This is a genomic window from Corynebacterium macginleyi (assembly GCF_003688935.1).
Taxonomy (GTDB): Bacteria; Actinomycetota; Actinomycetes; order Mycobacteriales; family Mycobacteriaceae; genus Corynebacterium; species Corynebacterium macginleyi.
On record NZ_REGE01000002.1, the window covers coordinates 315,893 to 332,750 of the forward strand.

Below are 16,858 nucleotides of genomic sequence, written 5' to 3' on the forward strand. Positions count from 1 at the left end.
GGCTACAGAGCTCCCTTCGTCGAAGGGATACCAGTCTGGCGCGGATCATGGTCCACGGCTATGCGAAGCGCGCGGGCTACCGCCTTGTATTCCGCCTCTGTCACATGATGCGGATCGCGGCCGTAACGAACGTTAATGTGCAGGGTCATGGCTGCATGAGTAGCCAGCGTTTCGAAGAAGTGAAGGTTAATCACTGTGGCATAGTGCCCGCCGATGGTCTGCCACTGGAGGTTCTCTGGCTCGCCATTCATCACAAAATACGCGCGGCCCGAAAAGTCCACCACTGCTTCTACCAAGGATTCATCCATAGGCAGCAATTGGGAACCAAAGCGACGAATCCCGGACTTATTCCCCACAGCTTCGCGGAGTGCCTGGCCTAATACGATGGCGGTATCTTCCACCGTGTGGTGGGCGTCGACCTCCACGTCACCGACGGCCTGTACTTTGAGGTCAAATAGTCCGTGTGCGGCAAACGCGGTAAGCATATGGTCAAAGAACGGCAGCCCGGTGGAAATATCGCTTATCCCAGTGCCGTCCAGGTCGATGGAAACAGTGATGTCTGATTCCGAGGTTGCTCTGCGGGCACGCCCCACCCGGTTTGTCATATCTCACTCCTTTAAAGTATTCGCTCCTACTGTAGTCGCTAGCTTTTGCGCCGCAGCCAGAAAGGCCGCATTTTCTTCTGGCAGGCCAATAGTCACGCGCAAATACCCATCAATGCTTACATCGCGGATGAGTACTTTTTCGTCCAAAAACTGCTCCCACACGCGGTGCTGGTCCGCAAAATTGCCAAAGAAAAGGAAATTCGATTCGCTCGGCATGACGGTATACCCCATCTCGCGCAGGCGCCCCGCCACCATGTCGCGTTCGGCAGCGATGGTCTCTACAGTAGCGAGAGTTTCCGCGCTATGGCGCAAGGCCACGGTGGCCGCGGCCTGAGACAAGACGGATAGGTGGTACGGCAGGCGCACGAGCATGATGGCCTCGACAAAGGCCGGGTCCGCCACGAAATAGCCGAGTCGCCCGCCAGCAAAATCAAAAGCCTTCGACATGGTACGGGAAACCACAAGCTTGGTGGGGTATTTTTTTAATAAGCACGTTGCGGATGGTGATTTAGAAAACTCAGCGTAGGCTTCGTCGACGATGACGATGCCGGGGGCGGCATCAATAAGCGAGGCAATATCCTCCAAACTGGTCACTCCCCCAGTGGGGTTATTTGGGGTGGTAACGAAGATGACGTCGGGCTTGTGCTCGGCTACCGCTGCCAAGGCACGGCCCATGTCGATACCGAAGTTTTCATCGCGTGGGCATGCGATGAACCTGGTGTGCGTGCCGGCAGAAAGGATGGGGTGCATGGAATAAGAGGGCGTAAATCCTAACGCGCTGCGTCCAGGGCCGCCAAAGGCTTGCAAAAGCTGCTGCAGGATTTCATTGGATCCATTAGCCGCCCAGACCTGTTCGTAAGTGACATCTACGCCGGTTTGCTGCGAAACGTAGCGGGCCAGCTCGGTGCGCAGCTCAACTGCATCGCGCTCGGGGTAACGGTTGAGCGAGCTCGCGCAGCGGCGAACCTCGGCCACGAGGTCATCGACAAGCGCGGGCGAAGGTGGGAAAGGATTCTCGTTGGTATTGAGCTGGTAGGCCACCTGTAACTGCGGTGCGCCATAGGCGGTCTCGCCTCGCAATTCCGCGCGCAGCGGTAGGTCATCTAGCTGGGTCATTTATTTCTCCTCGAATCGGGCGCGGATAGCCTCCCCGTGGGCGGGTAGGTGTTCTGCATTAGCAAAGGCGATGACGTGCGGGGCGATCTCCTCCAGGGCAGCGCGGTCATAATCGATGAGATTGACCGGCCGGAGGAAGGTATGGGTGGACAGACCCGCAGAAAACCGCGCCGTACCCGAGGTGGGCAGCACGTGGTTGGAGCCAGCGGAATAATCCCCCAAGGGCACCGGGGAATACGCGCCGACGAAGATGGCGCCGGCGTGGTTGATGCACTCCGCCACCGCGCGCGGATTCGCGGTGTGGATTTCTAGATGCTCGGCGGCATAAGCATTCGCCACGGCAATGCCCGCGTCCACGGAATCCACCAGCACAATTCCGGATTGCTCGCCTGTCAGTGCCTCCGCGGCGCGAACGGAGTTTTCAGTTGCCGTATATCGGCGCTCGACTTCCTGTTGCACCTGCTGGGCCATGCTTTCCGATGCCGTGATCAGCACGCTCGCCGCCATCGGATCATGCTCTGCCTGGGAGATAAGATCGTAGGCCACATAGACGGGGTTTGCGGTCTCATCCGCCAAGATGGCAATCTCGGTCGGGCCTGCCTCCGCATCGGTGCCCACTACACCGCGCACCGCCCTTTTCGCCGCCGCGACAAAAATGTTGCCCGGCCCAGTAATTATATCCACGGGATCTAAGTCTTGTTTCACATCGCCGTAGGCCAAAAGCGCGACCGCCTGACCACCACCGACGGCCCATACTTCCTCCACACCTAGCATGTAGCACGTGGCCAAAACTGTGGGGTGCGGCAAACCACCGTGGTCCTTTTGCGGCGGAGAGGCTACCACCAAGCTCGAAACACCGGCCTCCTGCGCGGGCACGGTATTCATGATCACCGATGACGGGTAAACCGCCTTACCTCCAGGCACGTAGAGGCCCACGCGCTCGATAGGGCGGAAAACTTCAGTCACCGTGGCGCCAGGGGCCAGCTCCGTGACGTGCGAATCAGGCTTTTGGTCCGCATGCACGCGCCGCACCCGCGCAATGGAGGCCTCGATGGCCGCACGTTCCTGGGGATCAAGTTCTTCGGCGGACCGCCGTAAATCCGCCAGAGGGACCCGCAGGGACGGCGGGCGCACCCCATCGAATTGCTCCCCAAAATCCAGTGCTGCCCGGGCACCTTCTTCGCGCACCTTATTCACGATTGGAACAACAGTCCCCATAACGGAATTCACATCGGTGCCACCGCGCGGAAGAACGCGGCGCAGCGTGGCGGGACGTAGCTGTTGACCGCGGAGATCGATAGTTCGAAGCATTCCTGGCTCACTTTCTGGTTGATCACCGTGGGCTATATCTGTAGACAAGCCAATATACTATCGCCTCAAACGCCGCGGTAGCGCCTTCTTGGCCGGTTAATTCGCAACAAATTCCAGCAATAGCGAGTGCGTGGTGCATAATTTTTCCTAGTGGACTTCCCGCCCCACGAGGAACTCGTCACTTCGAGCGTTGAGCCTAGATCCCCGTTGGCCTTAGTAGAGCAGGCTGACGATGTGATTGTCTACGCTCACCTTGGAAATGCCCGCCGCAACTTTGCCACGGATCGGAAGCGACCGCTTTCATAGCTAAGGTGATATCGGCCCCTGTGCGCTGGTCAACTCCACAGCCAAGACCAGGTGGTCCAGGTTTTTAAGCTAGAGCCGCGACGCTATCGTGCATGCACTCGATAACATTGCGCGGGAATTTTGCGATAGCTGGCCGGTTAAGTAACAGTGACTTCCCGCTGCACCTCATCCTCAATTTCCCAATCCGCGTCGGAGCTAATAAACGCGGTGCACCAGTAGGAAAACATAGCTAAAAATGGGGCTACTGCCCAGGCCACAGCGGGAGAAAAGTTCGGCGCAAACTCCACGACATCCCCTGGGTTTTCCGGCGGGTGTGTCGCAGTAATGCTGCCGAACACATAAAAGGAAGCGGCACCGGCGAGGGCACATACCCCCACCCACAACAACATCGCTAGACCCCGCCCGCGGCGCTGCGCAAATATGGCCAATCCCAGGCAGAGCCCCAAGGCACCCGTGACCAGCGCAAAGGTTATAAACGCGACAAATTGGGCGCTGCCCACCGCTTCAATGGCATAGCCGCCACCTTCGACAGCATGGCCGGTCACTGTGGGGCGCATAAACCCCCAAAGCATGCCACAAATTCCAAAAACGGGCAGGCAGCATGCGAGGATCCCCGCACCAGAACCGAGAGTGCGAGGCATACGAGCGTGGCGGTAGGACAAGATTAGCTACAGAAGGTCCAGTTGCCACCCTCACGACGGAAACGGACGGTCGAGGTATCGATACCCTCCGAGTTCGACACGCTCACGGTGGCAGAAGCGTCATCGCCATTGACAACGACGTCATTGACCGATTCCACCTTGGTGGAGGTAGGGATGGCCTCTAACTGGTTGGCAAACTCGTTGATTTGGGCATTGTCACGCCCTTGCTGGCGCATGGAATTCGCGTATTCCGCAAAGGACTGGTTAGGCAGGCTATCGACGTAGTTGAGGTATTGCTGGAAATCCGCGGATTCGCCTTCGCGCACGGCCGAGCAGGCATGGGCCGGCATGTAGCCAAAATATTCTTTGACATTGTCAATCTCATGCTGCCCGCGCACCAGTTGCTCAATAGCCTTCTTATCGCCGTCGTTGGCTTCTTTCCCGTCTTCGATAGGCTTGATGTCCTGGGCATGGGCAAAGGGATCATCCGCATTGTGCATGGGGACTGGGTTGGCGTCCGCATTGACTCTTTCTTGAGGCTTTTCCTGAGGGTCCTGGGCGGCCTTTTTCTTATCCTTTTCTGCCTTTTCTTTCCTGGCCTTGGAGGTACCTTTGTCCTTAGACTTGTTCTTGTCGGCATCTTTGGCCTTCGCCTTGTCCTTGCTGGCATCCTTGTCCTTAGACTTTTTCGCCGATTCAGACTTCTTCGCAGATTCGGACTTTACTGGCGTTTCCTGAGCAGAATGCTCAGTAAACGAGGAAGCAGACGAAGACGACGCGGTATTCGTCATATCATCCTCATTATCTGAGCTACATGCAGCTAGGGCAATCGGGGCAACCATGGCGACCGCAAAAAGGGACTTCTTTGCAGGGGTCAAAAAGGACAACGGAGAGCTCCTGAATCAATCTTTCGAAGGCGAAGCCGCCTCACGACGGGTTCTTTTGTCTCCGCAATCCTAACAATGCAAGTTTGCAAGAGACATTATTACAGTCTTAAAAATACCTGTGAGCTATACCCTGCAGTGATAGAGCACGTACAATTTCTCCTGTGCAATTACATCGCAAGAGCATCATCGAGGCCGCCACGACACTTTTGAATACTTACGGGCTTGCTGATGTCACCATGCGCCGCGTCGCCGCTTCTCTCGGCGTTGCTCCCGGGGCGTTGTACTGGCACATCGCCAATAAGCAGGCGCTCATCGCCGCTCTTGCCGAAGATATAATCGCCCCCGTCACTGGTTCCACCCTGGAAGAAATTAGCCTCCACCTGCGCGAATTACTACTGGCCCGGCGCGACGGGGCGGAGGTAGCCATCGCTGGGCTCTCGCAGCCGCATTCCCCAGCTTGGGACCACCTCGTCGCACAGTTTAGCTCCGCCACCTGCTCCGATTGCGATGGCGCTGCTCGCAAGGCCGCCGCCCTTTCTGCTGTTCACCTCGTCTTAGGCGCCACGCTGCTCGAGCAATCCCAACGTCAGTTACTAGAGACCACCGGCGGGACCACCGAGACCGACTACCATGGCGATCTGGTGCATGGCGTGCGGATTATCAATGCTGGTTTGCAGCACAGCGAGGTGGATTAAATCACTTCACCCCCCGCGGCGGATTTCTGCCAAGTACAGGCGAGTACGATCTCTGTGCAACAGCCCGCTGAGATTCTCACCCTAGAAGAAAGGCCATTTTCGTGTCCTATCCCGCGCATGGCGTAATCATCGATGTCACGGCGGAAAAAATCGTGCTCCACCACAGCTTGCTCTCCCGTAGCTTGGGCGCGTCTGCCACCACAGAAATTGCCCTCGATACCATCGACGAACTACGTGTTAACAAAACCTCCGCCACCGGTTTTGGTTCCCTATCCTTAGGCAGCGCCGGCAACATCGCCTTCGCGCCGAACCAAGATCCTCACCGCGTAGCGCGCGCCATCGAAGCGGCACTAAAGGGCGAAGCACCCGCAGCAGCCACAACCCCATATGCTGGCGAAGAAGCCGCTGTGGGCAACCCAGGGCTCAATTTCGTCGCGGTAGATGTGGAGACCGCTAATGATAACTGGGGGTCCATCTGCCAGATCGGGGCAGTGCGCTACCGTGACGGCCAAGAAACCGAGTCCCGGTCGTGGCTGTGCGCCCCTCCCCCAGGCTTGGAACACTTTGCCGAAGTCAATATCGCAATCCATGGGATTACCGCTGCTGATGTCGAAGGGGCCGTACCCTTTGCCACAGCGGCCGCAGAGCTCTTCGATTTCATTGGCTCCGATGTCATCGTTGCACATAACGTCCAATTCGACTCCTCCGCGCTGCGGAACGGATTGCTGGCTGCCGGTGCCGACATCCCCACCATTGCGCTCGCCTGCTCGCTCGCTTTGTCCCGCGATGCCTCTAGACAAGGGGTTATTTCGGTGACCAACCATAAACTTCCCACCGTGGTAAACCACCTTGGTGGGCCCTCTTTTACCCACCACGATGCCACCCACGACGCCCGCGCCGCCGGCACCATCATAACTGGGCTAGCCCAGCGCTTCGGGCACACCGGAAGCATCACCGATCTCTTTACCAAACGCGAGTTTAAGCTCGGCCGACTTCAATCCTCAGCCATCCTGCCGGTGTTGCGCGCGCACACCGCGCCCACGTCCGGCGACGACCTGGGGGCTGGCACCGATTTTCGCGATTCCACCCGTTCCGCGGGAACAAGCAAAAAGCCCACTTCTTCCAACCGAACACCGTGGCGGGCCGTTGCCACCCCGGATATTATCCCAGACCCCAACCTCGACGCCGATCCCGAGGGCGCACTCTATGGCCAACACGTCACCCTCACCGGCGATTTCGAACCTTACGATAAGGGGATGCTGTGGCAGGGCATCGCCGAGCGAGGCGGGCACATAGGCAAAAACGTCACTAAGAAGACTACCCTGCTCATCGTCGGCGAATGGGCGAAGAAAACCTCCAAAGAAAAGCGCGCCGAGGAACTGCAGAAAAAGGGTCATAGCATCACCTTTTGGTCCGGTGCTCAGCTCTTTTCCGAGCTGGAGCTGGACGCCGAGCCACCTTTTTAAACTAACAAGGGAACCACCCGGCCATCTCTCCAGTCCAATAAGGGCAGATACGTACTACTTTGGAGAAACAGCCATGACCCTTACCCTCGACGCTCCCCGCCCCACCACCGCTAACTTATTACCGGCGCTTTTCGCCCGGTCGTGGATTAAACACCAGCGGCTTTCTGATGACGGCTTTTGCGATTCGCTTGCCACCATTCAGCTCTCGCCCAACTTGTTGATGGCGCTAGTCTTTCCCGGGCAGCGCACTTTTCGGCGGCTCAGCCACCGCGGCCTCGCGGACCTAGATGTCTCCGCCCGCCAAGCTTGGAATTTCGCTTCGCAGAACCTACAGCGCGCCGCCCTCGACTCACAGGGCCTGCGCTTTTGGACGCGACCGGCCGGCTGTGCACTGCCGGCCGCAACGCCCTATGGTGGCCTGCAAGTCCGCTCCCACGGCGCCCCGATTTCCTCGTGGTTGGCCCACCCAGAAACCTTCACCGTGCTGGATAAACACATGCGCCGTCTAATGCGTTCGCACTCTCTAACCTACCTAGTCCCGGATTCGGCGACGCTTTTTGTCTTCTCCCATTTGCCCGATGCTTATGCCCGCGATCTCGCCCGCGCCGCCGCCGAACAGCTTCCCCACCATCGCACCGTTTTGCATTCGCGCCCGCTAGTATGGTCTAACGGATTTCCCCGCGAATTATGAGAGGAGCACCATGGCGGAAAGCAGGATGTCACGGCTGAGCAATCAGTACCACGCCTGGACCCGCAGCCACCCCACGGCGGCGGAAGATTTTGGCACCGCCATCGAAGACCTGCTCAATGATGCCGGCATCATCTTTGACCGGGTATCAACCCGCATCAAAGCGTGGTCCTCGCTCAAGCGCAAAGCCAAAAAGCGGGGCGAGGGCGGCGATTTTATCTACCCTAGTCCGTGGGATGATATCCACGATGTCATGGGCGTGCGCATTACCTTGTACCACTCCACCATCATTCCCCATGCGCTAAACGTTCTAGGTGAGTCCTTTAAGGTCGTGCGCTCTGTGGATAAGGCAGCCGAGACCCGCATTTCCGGTGGTTTTGGGTACGGATCCCACCACCTGGTGCTAACCGTGACGGATGATAGCGCAGCAACCATGGAGGAGCTCGCAGATTTCGTGGGCTGGACCTTTGAGGTACAAATTCGCACCGTGTTGCAGCACGCGTGGGCAGAATTCGAGCACGATATCCGCTATAAGCAGGGCCCTACCCCGCCCTCGCCGGAAGTCGACCGCCTATTTACCCTGGCCGCTGGCCTTATAGAATTGGCTGATCAACAATTCGATCAGATCGCCGCGCTCAAGGCCCCGAGCACGGAGGCGGACACGGACGTGGAGCTTACTCCGGAAACCCTACCGGGTGTTTTGGCTATCTTTTTGGGCAATCGCTTCCCGCTTTCGCGCTCGGAACACTACCGCTTCTTGGCGGAAATCCTGGAGGTAAACGATATTCGGTCCTTGGACCAGCTCGAACAGTTGCTTGATGATGACGCCATTGCCCACGTCCACGACACCATGCGCTACCGGTTTACTCCCGGGCAGGTGCGCCTTATCGATGACCTCTTGCTCAATAAGTTTGGCAAGCAGCATATCGAGGCCACCGCAGGCGCCGGCGACCGCGCCGGGCGTCGGCGCCGCCTGAACGCGCGCCTGAGGGCGCTGCGCGCTAACTCCTAGCGAAACCCGCCGCGGAATTTTTCCATATCGCGGCGTTCCTTCTTCGTCGGACGACCCGCGCCACGGGGGCGCACCGGCACGGACGGCAGGAACTCTTTAGGCGGCGGCGCAGGCGCGTGATCGGTATAGCAGGTGCGCGCCACCGGTGCTCCTACGCGCTTGGCGACGGTAGCCAGCACCTCCAAATCGTGCTCGTGGTGGTTTCGCCACACGCGCACTCTATCGCCGGGCACTACCTGTTGCGCTGGTTTTACCGCTTCACCGTTTATTTTCACGTGCCCGGCGCGCACCGCGGTGGCTGCGGCAGATCGGGTCTTGAACATGCGCACCGCCCATACCCAAGCATCAATGCGGACGGGGCGGCCGCTTGGCTGCGGGGTAGGCATTAATAATTATTGTGGTTCTCGTTGACGATTTTGCGGATCTTCAACCAGTTATAGCCGCCGCCAACGACGGCGATGATAAGGCCCACAATCATCCAAGCGTCAAAATTAGCAGAAAGCACACCTAAAACGACTCCTGCGCCTAGACCACCGGCAACGGAAATAACGGCGTTGCGGGAATGCTTGCGCACCTGCTGCTTGCGCTGCGCAATGGGGTTATTCGGTTGCTGCTGCATAGTCATGTTCTAGATCCTACCTCAACCCAAGCAGAACCTGCCTCGTGCGCGCTAATTTGGCCTTGGGAGAGTGCAGCGAGCATCTCCTGGAGCTCATCAAGGCCACCGGGGCGCACGGCAACAGTAAACGTCACGGCTCTGCCATAGTCGGTATCGGTGATATTAATGCCGCGCCCGCGTAAATCCGCTTCGAGGCGCCCGGCCGTGGCATGTGGGCATTCCACGGTATAAAGCTCCCGGCGTCCACGGGTTACCGCCTCGACTTTCTCTATAGCCTCGCTAACCGCCCCGCCGTAGGCATGCACAAGGCCGCCCGCGCCCAGCTTAATGCCACCGAAGTAGCGCACCACCACCGCACATATATCGAGCATGCCAGAGCCCTTAACCACATCTAACATGGGTTTTCCGGCCGTTCCGGAAGGCTCACCATCATCGGAGAAACGCTCCACAGGATTCGCATCGTCGACGTGATAGACATACGCCGAGCAATGGTGGCGGGCATCTGGAAAGCGCTGACGGGCAGCATCGATAAACGCCCGTGCCTCGTCCTCATTCGTCACCCGGCCGATCAAGGTAATAAACCGCGAGCGCTTGATCTCAATTTCGTGTTCCACCTGGCCGGTGGGGCGCCGATACGTATCGCGCATCAAGCCACCAAGAATTCGTACTCGGGGGTATTCGGCTGCAGGTGCTGCACCGAAATCTTAGACGCCGCCATCCGCTCTTTTAGCCCTGCCAGGTCTTCGGCCCGGCTAAGCTGCAGGCCGACCAGCGCCGCACCGGTCTCGCGGTTATTGCGCTTGAGGTATTCAAAGAGCGTGATGTCATCGCTGGGTCCAAGGATTTCAGACAAGAAGTGGCGTAATTGGCCCGGTTCCTGCGGAAAATTGACCAAAAAATAGTGCTTCAGGCCGCGGTGCACCAGCGAGCGCTCCATGATTTCGGCGTAGCGCAGCACATCATTATTGCCCCCAGAAATCACGCACACCACCGTAGAATGAGGTTCCAGCGGCACTCGCTGCAGGCCAGCCACGGAGAGCGCACCGGCAGGCTCGGCAATAATACCTTCATTTTGGTACAGGTTGAGCAGATCCGTGCACACCGCCCCCTCAGAGACTGTGTCCCAGTGCAGGCGCGATTGGTTAGCCTCCAAAATTTCATACGGCAGCGAGCCTAAGCGCTTGACCGCCGCGCCATCGACAAACGGATCCACGCTATCTAGCGCAACCGGGCCTCCGTTGCGGAAGGCTGCTCTTAGCGATGCCGCCCCTTCCGGCTCCACCCCCACCACCTTGGCCTGCGGTGCCATATCCGCTAAATAGGAAATGATGCCGGAAATCAGCCCGCCACCGCCGACTGGAACGACGATAGTATCAGGCGAGACCCCCTGTGCCGAGAGCTGCGCCAAGACCTCCGCGGCCACAGTGCCCTGGCCGATGATGGTATCGCGAGCGTCGAACGGCTCAATGAAGGTGGCGTGGCGCGCGGCGGCATCGGCATGCGCGGCGGCTGCTGCCTCGTCAAAATTGGCCCCCACGACCACCAGCTCTACCTGGTCGCCTCCGTGCACATGGATGCGGTCGCGCTTTTGCATGGGCGTGGGCTCTGGGACGAAGATCTTGCCTGGAATCCCCATGGTGCGGCACGCATAGGCCACGCCTTGTGCGTGGTTACCTGCTGATGCCGTCACGATGCCTCGTTCCCGTTCTTCCTGCGACAGATTCAAGATGCTATTGAGCGCGCCGCGTATCTTATACGAGCGCACGTCCTGCAGATCTTCTCGCTTTAAATAGACCTCACAGCCCGTTTCCGCAGAAAGCCGGGGGCAATACTGCAGCGGCGTTGGCGCGATTTCGGAGCTAATGCGTGCCTGTGCCTGCTGGATATCGGATGCGTGGATGGTCGATTCAGTCATGTTTGCAAAGTCTACCCGCCTACCTAGTAATCGACCGATTCACCTAGATTTCGTTCCGGTTGAACGTGACGGTCACGTGGCCTCGTCACAAAGGAGTGCTCCAAAAAGGATTCTCGATGCTAAAGCACGCCTCTGTCGGTGTAGCTGCCTGTCGTGCGCCCAACTGCGGTACAGCTAAACACCATTGGATCCTATGAATCGGGGATTGTGCGCAAGTCACCCGCAGAATTCGTGGCCTACCATGCCGACTCCCGGCGCATTCTCACGGTAAATGCGCAATCGGGCAAGATAAAAATCCTGGAGGCCTCCGATCACACTAGCCCCGACGGGGTTTTCCGGTTTCCATGCCTTTGATGGTCTGGATGCAGAACTTGACACGCCCGTTCGCTCCTTCGGCCTAGGAACCACCGCATAAACCTTGCCTCGACTTCGAGCGGCCCTTAAGTCACCGTCCACCTCCTCCGCTTGTGCCGCTTTGTCAGCGTTTATCGCTAGTTACATAAAACGGACTTTTCTGCCTTTGCAATGAGGCGCAGTCAACGCAAGTACAGTTATGTAGGATTTCACTACTGCTCTTTCCTGGTCGGCGGCAATTTGGCTATAAAAGGTGCAGGAAATGTTCTATCCCAAAATCCCAGCACCCATGGTGGCTTTTAGGTCCCCCATGAGGTTGCCGGATCTCTCCACGCGAAGGTGTTCACCGAGAACCATGGTGGTGGATTGGTCACCCTCGACGAGCTCAAGGTAGACATCAGACTCACCATGGTTTTTGACCAAGACTTGCTTCAGCCGAGCGATATTCTCCAACGTACACTGGTCCGTGCGCATGGTTAAGCGCAGTGGCAGGCTCGCGCCACCGCCGGGCCCCAACTCGGGAACGCGAATATCGGAACAAAATAACGATAAGCGCTCATCACGCACCTTGGCGTTAACCCGCGCCAAGATGATGTTGTCTTCTACAATATGCGGCGCTGCCAACGAGTAGACCTTATTAAATACCAAGATCTCTACCTGTGCTCCGTTATGGTCTTCTACCGTGACAATCGCCCACGGGGAACCATCGCGCTTAGAAAAGCGGCGGTCCACACCAGAGATGATGCCGCCGATGATGAGCTCCTGGCCATTGTGTACCTCATCATTGAGGATCTTGGTCAGCGGCGTATTGGTCTGCGCGGCCAGTGCCTCTTCGAACCCGTCGAGTGGGTGGCCAGAAACGTAGAGCCCCAGCATCTCTCGCTCTAGCGCTAACTCGTGCTTGCGATCCCACGAGTCGTCCGGAACATCAATGGCAAAGGCACTCTCCGAGGAGGCAGCGTCGCCGCCGAAACCGGCAAAGAGATCAAATTGTCCCTTGTCCGCCGCCTTCTTGGTGGTGTGTACGGCATCGACGGCGTCCTCGTGGATAAGCATGAGGCCCTTGCGCGGCTGCTGAAAATCATCAAAGGCTCCGGCTTTTATCAATGCTTCGGTTACGCGCTTAGAACACGCTGCCAAATCAATCTTGTCGAGGTAATCGCTAAAGGAAGTAAAAGCCCCCTTTGACTTACGCGAGGCAATAATAGACTCGACGACTTCAGAGCCCACATTGCGGATAGCGCCCATGCCGAAGCGAATATCCTCACCCACAGCTTGGAAGTCCTCTTCAGATTCATTGACCGAAGGCGGCAAAACGCGAATACCCAGGTGACGGCAGTCTGACAAGTAAATGGCGGACTTATCCTTCTTATCACCCACAGACGTCAATAGCGCCGCCATGTATTCCGGCGCGTAATAAGCCTTAAGATAAGCAGTCCAGAATGAGACCAACCCGTAACCGGCAGCATGGGACTTGTTAAACGCGTACGACGCGAAGGGCTCAATGGTCCCCCACAGCGCATCCATAGCGGATTTAGAGTAACCATTTTCTTGCATGCCGCCCCAGAATTTATCGTATTGCTGGGCCAAAACTTCAGGTTTTTTCTTACCCATCGCCTTACGGAACCCGTCTGCCTCGCCAGCGGTGTAGTTCGCCACCTTCTGCGAGATACGCATGATCTGCTCCTGGTAGACGATGAGGCCGTAGGTCTCATCCAGGATTTCCTTCAATGGCTCTTCGAGCTCGGGGTGAATCGGGGTGATTTCCTTACGCCCGTTTTTACGGTCGGCGTAGTCCCAGTGGGCGTTCACGCCCATCGGGCCGGGCCGATACAGGGCCAGGGAAGCCACGATGTCATTGAAGCCGGTGGGCTTCATGCGCTTGAGCAGCTCTTGCATGCCGCCGGAGTCCAGCTGGAACACGCCCAGGGTGTCCCCGCGCGAGAGCAGGTCATAGACCTTGGAGACCTTGGGGTCATCAGCATGCAGTTGCTCGAGCTGCACTTCCTCGCCGCGGTTGCGCTTGATGTTTTCGATGGCATCGCCGATAACGGTGAGGTTGCGCAGGCCCAGAAAGTCCATCTTCAACAGACCAATGGCCTCGCAGGCGGGATAATCCCAACCGGTGATATAAGCGCCATCAGCAGGGCGCTTCCACATGGGGATGTGATCCATCAACCGTACAGAGGCCATAATCACCGCACAGGCGTGCACACCAGCCTGTCGGACGACGCCTTCCAAACCGCGTGCGGTGTCATAGATCTTTTTCACATCCGGGTCGGTTTCTATCATCTGGCGGACCTCGGCGGCCTCGGAATAGCGCTCGTGGTCGGGGTCGGTAATGCCGCGCAGCGGAATATCCTTTGCCATAATCGCCGGCGGCAGAGCGCCGTTGATGCGGTCAGCCATCTGAAAACCGGGCTGGCCAAAGTGAACCTTGGCGGAGTCTTTAATGGCCTGCTTGGTTTTCACCGTGCCGAAGGTAATGACCTGGGCGACTTTGTCCTCACCCCAGCGCTGTGCGGCATAGGTTATCATCTCGCCGCGGCGGCGATCGTCGAAGTCGATATCGATATCGGGCGCGGAGGGGCGCTCGGGGTTCAAAAAGCGCTCGAAAAGCAGATCGTGCTCTAGTGGATCAATATTGGTAATGGTCAAAGCGTAGGCCACGAGTGCACCCGCCGCTGAACCACGGCCGGGCCCAACACGGATGCCTACCGAACGCGCGTATTTAATTAGCTCCGCCACGATGAGAAAGTAGGACGGATAGCCCTTCATCTCAATGACGGAAATCTCGTATTTGGCGCGCTCGATGTAGTCCTCCGGCACATCGCGCCCGGGGAAACGCCGTTGCAGCCCCTCCATCACCTCGTGGGTCAGCCAGGAGGTGGGCGTATGGCCCTCGGGGACATCGGCAATAGGCATGCGGTCGTGGGTGTGTTCTTCCCACACCTCGCTGTAGTCTTGCACGCGCTCGGCAATCCACAGGGTATTATCACAGCCATCCGGAATAAGGTCGTCCCAGGTTTCTCGCATTTGCGCGGCGGACTTAATGTAGTAGCCGGTACCGCCGAACTTGAAGCGATCTGGGTCCATAAATGTCTTACCGGTCTGCACGCACAGCATGGCCTCGTGTGCCGGTGCTTGAGATTCAAGCACGTAGTGGCAGTCATTGGTCACCAGCGGCGGCAGATCCAGCTTCCGGCCGATTTCGAGCAGTCCATCGCGTGTACGCTTTTCGATGTCCAGCCCATGGTCCATTAACTCCAAGAAGAAGTTATCCTTGCCATAGATGTCCTGCCACATGGCCGCGGCCTCGAGTGCCTCGTTAAATTGGCCGAGGCGCAGGCGGGTCTGCACATCGCCAGATGGGCAGCCGGTAGTGGCGATGATGCCATCGGCATGCTCGGCGATGAGCTCCGCATCCATGCGTGGCCACTTACCCAACTGGCCCTCGTAGGAGGCGAGCGAGGACAGCGTGAACAGGTTGCGTAACCCGGTCGCGTTTTCCGCGATCATTGTCTGGTGCAAATACGCGCCCGAGGCGGAGACATCGTCACGCTTTTGGTCCGGGGTTCCCCACAGCACGCGTTTTTTATTAAAGCGCGATTCCGGGGCCATATAAGCCTCGATGCCTATGATGGGTTTGACTCCAGCACTAGTCATGCGCTTATAAAACGCGTCAGATCCATACATATTGCCGTGGTCTGTCATGCCCACGGCGGGCATGTTTTGTTTAACCACCTCATCAGCCAACATATCGACCTTGGCCATGCCGTCCAGCATGGAGAACTCGGTGTGGTTATGTAGGTGGACGAAGGAGGAATTTTTGGCCATGCGGTCATCTTAGCGGGGCGGTCAATATGACGATATTATGCGGGGATGGTCTACACGCTTGCCGCATACATCATGTGGGGATTCTTCCCCGCGTTCTTCCCGCTCTTGCTGCCGGCCACGCCATTAGAAATCCTGGCCCACCGCGTACTGTGGACGGCGCTTATCGTCACAGTATTGTTAATCTTCAGCGGCGGCTGGCGCGAATTGGTACACATGGACAAGCGCACGTGGGGATGGCTTGCCGCCGGGGGTGTATTTATCACGATCAACTGGGGCACCTATGTGCTGGCGATTAATACTGATCACGTGGCCGATGCCGCTTTAGGCTATTTCATCAATCCCCTGGTATCGGTGGCGCTGGGCATGTTCTTTTTAAAAGAACAGCTACGCTCGTGGCAGGCAACCGCCGTCGCCGTGGCGACAATCGCGGTGTTGTACCTGTCCTTCTCTACCGGCCAGGCACCGTATATCTCGCTGTTATTGGCGGCATCGTTTGGTATCTATGGGCTTATAAAGAAACAAGTGCGGGTATCGGCAGCAGTCTCGGTCGCGGCAGAGTCTTTGGTGGTCGCCCCCATCGCCATAGCCTATATCGTGTGGATTGAGCAGGCAGGCCAAGGCACCTTCGTCACGGAAGGCGCGACACACATGCTGCTTTTAATTAGCGCCGGTCTGGTTACCGGGCTGCCACTATTGTGCTTTGCCCAAGGCGCGCAGGCGCTGCGCTTATCGACGATCGGTATGCTCCAATACCTCACTCCCCTCATGCAGATGCTATGGGCGCTCTTTGTCACCCAAGAGCACTTCTCCACGCACCGGTGGATTGGCTTCGGCATCATCGGCGTAGCCGTCAGCATCTACATTGCTGATCTCATTCGGGTTCGCCACAACGCGCCGCGCAAGAGTGCGCGGCGCGGATAAGCGACGCGGGTAAGTCGCCGCCGAAGGTTGGGAACCCCGGGCCAAAACTCTAGGCTATCTGGGCTCAGTATCAACAAGGTCCGGTGGTAGCGGTAGCCAGGGTTCAATCCACCGCACGCCGCCATGCACGCGCTCGAAGCGGCAATTGCGGGGACGGGTGGCGCGGTCGTCGTCATTGCGGCCCTTATGATGCGGGCACGCTACGGTGAGGTTCTTGGCATTAGTCCAGCCACCCCGGCCCAGCTGAAGATGTGGTGAACCTGGCATTCATCGGCCGGCCGGTGGCATCCGTGCGCTGGGCCAGATCGGAGCCGCTTATCTGAGTGCCGTTGGTCATGTTGACCATCACGTCCTTATCGGGCCCTTCCGGTTTTAGAGTGCGTTGATTTTGTCCTGTAGTTGTCCGGAGTGGATCAGGCACCGCACGATGTAGTGGTTGAGGTTTTTAAATCCTAAGGCGATGCCGCGTAGGTGTTCGAGCCTGC

The 16,858-nt window shown here is 57.9% G+C and carries 15 protein-coding genes; 5 read left to right on the forward strand and 10 right to left on the reverse strand.

From position 1 onward, the window contains the following. Positions 1-2 precede the first annotated feature (2 nt). The 5 genes from hisB to D9V82_RS03250 all read right to left on the reverse strand — a co-directional run bounded on the left by hisB (position 3) and on the right by D9V82_RS03250 (position 4,866). Positions 3-605 carry an imidazoleglycerol-phosphate dehydratase HisB gene (gene hisB / locus D9V82_RS03230; protein WP_121910944.1) on the reverse strand — a complete coding sequence of 201 codons (603 nt, stop codon included), beginning with the start codon at positions 603-605 and terminating at the stop codon, positions 3-5. A 3-nt stretch (positions 606-608) separates the two neighbouring features. Then, on the reverse strand, positions 609-1,721 hold the full coding sequence (locus tag D9V82_RS03235; protein WP_121910945.1) for a histidinol-phosphate transaminase: 1,113 nt from the start codon (positions 1,719-1,721) through the stop codon (positions 609-611). Beyond that, the gene (hisD, locus tag D9V82_RS03240) at positions 1,722-3,032 is read right to left on the reverse strand and encodes a histidinol dehydrogenase (protein ID WP_121910946.1); all 1,311 of its coding nucleotides are present in this window, start codon (positions 3,030-3,032) and stop codon (positions 1,722-1,724) included. It abuts the gene before it with no gap. A 443-nt stretch (positions 3,033-3,475) separates the two neighbouring features. Next, positions 3,476-3,883, reverse strand: coding sequence for a hypothetical protein (locus D9V82_RS03245; protein ID WP_244208154.1), 408 nt, complete (start codon positions 3,881-3,883; stop codon positions 3,476-3,478). A 119-nt stretch (positions 3,884-4,002) separates the two neighbouring features. Continuing rightward, positions 4,003-4,866: a hypothetical protein gene (locus D9V82_RS03250; RefSeq protein WP_234457585.1), complete on the reverse strand. Its 864-nt coding sequence runs from the start codon at positions 4,864-4,866 to the stop codon at positions 4,003-4,005. A gap of 161 nt (positions 4,867-5,027) precedes the next feature. Here D9V82_RS03250 and D9V82_RS03255 point away from each other — a divergent pair, with 161 nt between their 5' ends. From D9V82_RS03255 to D9V82_RS03270, 4 genes are all read left to right on the forward strand, one after another. Then, positions 5,028-5,561 carry a TetR family transcriptional regulator gene (locus tag D9V82_RS03255; RefSeq protein WP_121910947.1) on the forward strand — a complete coding sequence of 178 codons (534 nt, stop codon included), beginning with the start codon at positions 5,028-5,030 and terminating at the stop codon, positions 5,559-5,561. 101 nt (positions 5,562-5,662) lie between these two features. Beyond that, positions 5,663-7,027: an exonuclease domain-containing protein gene (locus tag D9V82_RS03260; protein ID WP_121910948.1), complete on the forward strand. Its 1,365-nt coding sequence runs from the start codon at positions 5,663-5,665 to the stop codon at positions 7,025-7,027. Positions 7,028-7,100: 73 nt separating this feature from the next. Continuing rightward, complete coding sequence (locus tag D9V82_RS03265) at positions 7,101-7,718, forward strand: hypothetical protein (protein WP_121910949.1); 618 nt, start codon at positions 7,101-7,103, stop codon at positions 7,716-7,718. Positions 7,719-7,728: 10 nt separating this feature from the next. Next, complete coding sequence (locus D9V82_RS03270) at positions 7,729-8,727, forward strand: GTP pyrophosphokinase (protein ID WP_121910950.1); 999 nt, start codon at positions 7,729-7,731, stop codon at positions 8,725-8,727. Here D9V82_RS03270 and D9V82_RS03275 read toward each other — a convergent pair. From D9V82_RS03275 to dnaE, 5 genes are all read right to left on the reverse strand, one after another. Beyond that, positions 8,724-9,113: an RNA-binding S4 domain-containing protein gene (locus D9V82_RS03275; RefSeq protein ID WP_121910951.1), complete on the reverse strand. Its 390-nt coding sequence runs from the start codon at positions 9,111-9,113 to the stop codon at positions 8,724-8,726. The genes D9V82_RS03270 and D9V82_RS03275 overlap by 4 nt on opposite strands. Continuing rightward, positions 9,113-9,352, reverse strand: coding sequence for a hypothetical protein (locus D9V82_RS03280; RefSeq protein WP_121910952.1), 240 nt, complete (start codon positions 9,350-9,352; stop codon positions 9,113-9,115). The genes D9V82_RS03275 and D9V82_RS03280 overlap by 1 nt, the downstream gene beginning before the upstream one ends. After that, the gene (locus tag D9V82_RS03285) at positions 9,349-9,993 is read right to left on the reverse strand and encodes a YigZ family protein (protein WP_121910953.1); all 645 of its coding nucleotides are present in this window, start codon (positions 9,991-9,993) and stop codon (positions 9,349-9,351) included. The genes D9V82_RS03280 and D9V82_RS03285 overlap by 4 nt, the downstream gene beginning before the upstream one ends. Then, complete coding sequence (ilvA, locus tag D9V82_RS03290) at positions 9,993-11,261, reverse strand: threonine ammonia-lyase IlvA (RefSeq protein WP_121910954.1); 1,269 nt, start codon at positions 11,259-11,261, stop codon at positions 9,993-9,995. Before ilvA ends, D9V82_RS03285 begins: the two co-directional genes overlap by 1 nt. A 621-nt stretch (positions 11,262-11,882) precedes the next feature. Beyond that, the gene (gene dnaE, locus D9V82_RS03295) at positions 11,883-15,452 is read right to left on the reverse strand and encodes a DNA polymerase III subunit alpha (protein WP_121910955.1); all 3,570 of its coding nucleotides are present in this window, start codon (positions 15,450-15,452) and stop codon (positions 11,883-11,885) included. Between the two features lie 45 nt (positions 15,453-15,497). Between dnaE and rarD the strand changes: the two genes are divergently transcribed. Then, positions 15,498-16,373 carry an EamA family transporter RarD gene (gene rarD / locus D9V82_RS03300; protein WP_121910956.1) on the forward strand — a complete coding sequence of 292 codons (876 nt, stop codon included), beginning with the start codon at positions 15,498-15,500 and terminating at the stop codon, positions 16,371-16,373. The last annotated feature ends 485 nt before the right edge of the window (positions 16,374-16,858 follow it).